Source organism: Bacillus fungorum, assembly GCF_002746455.1.
Taxonomy (GTDB): domain Bacteria; phylum Bacillota; class Bacilli; order Bacillales; family Bacillaceae_G; genus Bacillus_A; species Bacillus_A fungorum.
In genome coordinates, this window is record NZ_NWUW01000080.1 from 1 (window position 1) to 4,004 (window position 4,004).

At 31.9% G+C, this 4,004-nt stretch carries 3 protein-coding genes; all 3 read left to right on the forward strand.

Annotated features, from left to right (window positions below; all coding sequences use genetic code 11):
- The first annotated feature begins 519 nt into the window (after positions 1 to 519).
- The 3 genes from CO726_RS30455 to CO726_RS32085 all read left to right on the forward strand — a co-directional run bounded on the left by CO726_RS30455 (position 520) and on the right by CO726_RS32085 (position 3,750).
- Complete coding sequence (locus tag CO726_RS30455; RefSeq protein WP_099686778.1) at positions 520 to 2,163, forward strand: peptide ABC transporter substrate-binding protein; 1,644 nt, start codon at positions 520 to 522, stop codon at positions 2,161 to 2,163.
- Between the two features lie 211 nt (positions 2,164 to 2,374).
- Positions 2,375 to 3,598, forward strand: coding sequence for an AimR family lysis-lysogeny pheromone receptor (locus tag CO726_RS30460; protein ID WP_099686779.1), 1,224 nt, complete (start codon positions 2,375 to 2,377; stop codon positions 3,596 to 3,598).
- A complete protein-coding gene (locus tag CO726_RS32085) occupies positions 3,595 to 3,750 on the forward strand; it encodes a hypothetical protein (protein ID WP_169513119.1) in 156 nt (51 codons plus the stop codon). Before CO726_RS30460 ends, CO726_RS32085 begins: the two co-directional genes overlap by 4 nt.
- The last annotated feature ends 254 nt before the right edge of the window (positions 3,751 to 4,004 follow it).

The following is a 4,004-nucleotide window of genomic DNA, read 5'->3' on the forward strand; positions in this document are numbered from 1 at the left end:
CTTTTCGAGTATTTAGTGTAGGTTTAGATGAATTTATTGGAAGTGTTTGCTTTTCTATTTTCTCTAATCTCTCATCTAATTTTTCAATAGCCTCTTTTGTTTCTTTCAGCTCTAATTTAATTTCTGTCAGTAAGCGAAGTATTGCATCTCCTTTTGTCATTTTCAACAGTAATCGCTCCTTTACTTAATAAAACGGAAATAACTTATTCATAGATATATAATAGCATTACTATTGAATCTCTAACAATTTAATTATAAAAAGGGATATATATATATACAGGAAGAAAAAACGTTATACAAAATGTAAAATAAATTTTAGTGATTGACACAATAATCTCTAGAATGCTACGGTTTTAATGGTAAAGTAGTAAGAGGTTTATATTTAGATAATACATATACAATACTAAAAGGCGTCAGAATACTTTAGAAAAAGCAAATCTCTATTCTTATAGTCTGCAAAGTTCGATATATAGATAATCTGATTAAGTAAACCGTACATATAGAGAGGAAGAACGTAATATGTTTAAAAAAGTTACATCGGTTGTAGCTGCTATCATAGGAACGAGTCTGCTACTAACAGCTTGTAGTAGTGAAGAAAAAGAGACAAAAAATAATGCAAAAGCAACGGACAAAAATGAAACAAAACAGTCCATTCAATTACCGTATATAGCAGAGATTCCAACTATGGATGTGACTAAGGCAACTGACGGTGAATCAATGAACGTAATGAAAAACGTGTTTGAAGGTTTGTATACGTTGGGGGAAGGAAATAAACTAATACCAGCAGTAGCGGAATCTTATGAAGTGAGTGAAGATAAAAAAACATACACATTCCATCTAAGGGATTCCAAATGGTCAAATGGGACACCTGTAACAGCAGCAGACTTTGTATTCTCTTGGAAACGTGCTGTGAATCCTAATACAGCGGCAGAATATGCGTTTCTATTCTTTGATATAAAGAATGCAAAGAGAATTAATAGTAAAGAGCTACCTGTAAATCAGCTTGGGGTAAAAGCAATAGATGATAAAACATTAGAGGTACAATTAGAGCAGCCTGTCCCTTATTTTATAGACTTGACAACGTTCGCAACATTTTTACCCATTAACGAGAAGTATTTTGAATCACAAGGAAAGCAGTATGGCTTAGAAGAAAATCAATTGGTTTATAACGGGGCGTTTACATTGGACAATTGGAAGCATGAGCAAAGTTTTCAATTGAAAAAGAATCCGAATTATTGGGATGCTAAAACAGTGAAATTAGACGAAATTAACTTTGATATCGTGAAAGATAAATCAACAGAAATAAATCTATATGAATCAGGTCAAATTGACCGTGTAGGACTAACAGGTGAGTTTGTAGATAAATATAGAAATAGTCCTGATTTTAAAGAGCGACCTGAAGTAACTATGCAGTTTTTACGTATGAATCAAAAAAATGAAGTGTTAAAAAATAAACATGTCCGTTTGGCAATTAGTCAGGCAATGAATAAGAAAGCCTTTGTAGATACAGTGTTAAACAATGGTTCCCTTCCTGCGGATGGTTTTATACCCGCTGATTTCGCTAAAGGAGCGGAGGGAAAAGACTTCCGAAAAGAAAATGGGAATTTAGTAAAAGATGATGTAAATGCAGCGAAAGAGAATTGGAAAAAAGCAAGGCAAGAACTTAAGAAAGAACAGATAACACTAGAATTACTAACAAGTGATAATGCAATAGCCAAGAAAAATGCGGAGTACTTAAAAGGGGAGCTAGAAAAAAATTTAGAGGGGCTAACAATCAATGTTAAGCCGCAGCCACGCAAACAGCAAATTCAGTTGCTGCTGAATAGTGATTACGATTTAGGTGTTGATGTATGGGGACCTGATATTCCAGATCCTATCACATTTTTAGATTTATTTACGACAACTAGCAGCTATAACTTTGATAAGTATTCAAACAAAGCATATGATGAACTAATTCATCAAGTGAAAACAAATTTAGCTGGCGATGAAAAAGCTCGTTGGGAAGCAATGAAACAAGCAGAGAAAATATTATTAGAAGATGGGGCAGTTGCACCTTTCTATCAACCAGGCAGATCATACTTACAGCGTTCTTATATTAAAGGAATTGTAACGAATGATTTTGGTGGGGAATTTAACTATAAGTTTTCTGAAATAAAAAAATAGGTAAAAAAAGGAGTCGAATATATTCGACTCCTTTTAGTTTGCTGCTTAATATACTTATGCACAATTGCATATACAGTTATTCTATTATAATGACTACAAATAACATGATTTTTGATATGCTTATGGTAAAATACCACATACTAACATTAGTTTAAAATAATATAATAAGAGATATTGGGGAATTCTTTTTTAGATTAGAAGGAGAAATAATATGAATGAAAAACTTAAGAGGGAAGATACCATTTTGGAACAAACGTTAAATAAATTCTTAGATAGAATTATTGATGAGATTGATTTCCAAAGAAAAAATCAAGATGAAATCGCTAAAATAATTGGTATTTCTCCTGGAACTCTTTCTAAGAATTTAACTGGGAAAAACCAATTTGGATTTTGGAATTTAATCAAATTACTTAATATATTATATCCGAGTGATATTAATAAACAACGAAAGATGTTACACACCTTCTGTTCTGTCACAACAAGCAAGAAGAACTTAAGAATTGCAATGGAATACGCAAATATAAAAGGTGATTTTGCGCTGCTTAAACTAATAGTTGACCAAGAAAAAAGTTCATCTCTAGCAATAAATCGAGAATGGGCTTATGTATATGAATTAGTGTGGCAGCGTAGCAGTGGTGTCATTGCAAAACAAGAATTATTAGATACTCTTGAAAATCGTAAGGGTAAAAAGGTAATCAAAACAAACGAGATGAAGATTTTATATGGAATATTAACCTGTTATACGATGTGTGATTTAGAGACGTATAATTCCTTATCTGAGTATGCTGAAGTGTTATTACCAAAAATGGAAAAAGTATCTGATAGTTTTATAAAAGCTGCTTATTTCGGCAGAATTAAAGAATGTTTGTCTTTTGCATATTTGGTTCAGGATAAACTTGAAAATTTACGAAGTACATGTCATGAGATTTTAGAGTTAGAAGATCCTGAGGGGTGTTTTAATCTTTTAAGGGCATCTGCATTTGTATATTTAGCGGAATCTTATACTTTTGAATGCTATGATAGTGCATCTAAATATATAAATAGAGCTTTGGAACAACTTGGATCATGCAACTTTGAAAGAGAATTACAAAGAAAAGAATTAATTTTAAATACGTTTGCGTTTATTAAGTTGGTTAATAAGCAAGAATTGAAAAATATAGAGATATATCATCAAGCAGAAAAAGCGTTTTTCGAAATTATTAGAGGAAATTACAAAAATGCGGTTGAAATCCTAAATGATTTAGAAAAGAAAAATGACACTCTAACACCAATGCAATATTGCTATTTAGGAATAGCGAAGAATGATATTTCTTTAATCGAAAAAGCAATTGAGTTATTTGAGTGTGCTGGTAATAGGTTCTACAGTAAATTCCCTAAAAAAATAGTGGTAGAATTCAACGGAAATGGTATAATGTATGAGGGTGATGCTATATGAAAAAAATATTATTTGTATTAACAAGTATCGTTTTGGCAGCTGGAATTATTTACACTGCTACTAGTAGTAAAGAGCAACCAAACAATTTAGTAAAAAAAGATTCAGAACAATTATTAGCTAGAATGGGAGATCCCGGTGGCGGAATCGGTTAACCTTTAAATAATTAGAATGCGATTGTCTCATAGGAGGCAATCGCATTCGTTGTTTTTAGGGATATTTCCTAAATATCAAATTTGAAATACAGGAAAAGTTTGTGAAATGTTCACAAACAGATAGCTAATACTAAATCAAAATTTTAAACTATATTGTTAGTAAAGTTGCAAAAACCCTTGTGTTATCAAATCTACTGATAACACAAGGGTTTCCAAAGATTATTCCGCGAGGGCGGGGCATTGAAAATGTGTAG

Bases quoted from the DNA above. Each gene is read 5' to 3' on its own strand.
- CO726_RS30455 (WP_099686778.1), top strand. From the start codon at position 520: ATGTTTAAAAAAGTTACATCGGTTGTAGCTGCTATCATAGGAACGAGT.
- CO726_RS30460 (WP_099686779.1), top strand. From the start codon at position 2,375: ATGAATGAAAAACTTAAGAGGGAAGATACCATTTTGGAACAAACGTTA.
- CO726_RS32085 (WP_169513119.1), top strand. From the start codon at position 3,595: ATGAAAAAAATATTATTTGTATTAACAAGTATCGTTTTGGCAGCTGGA.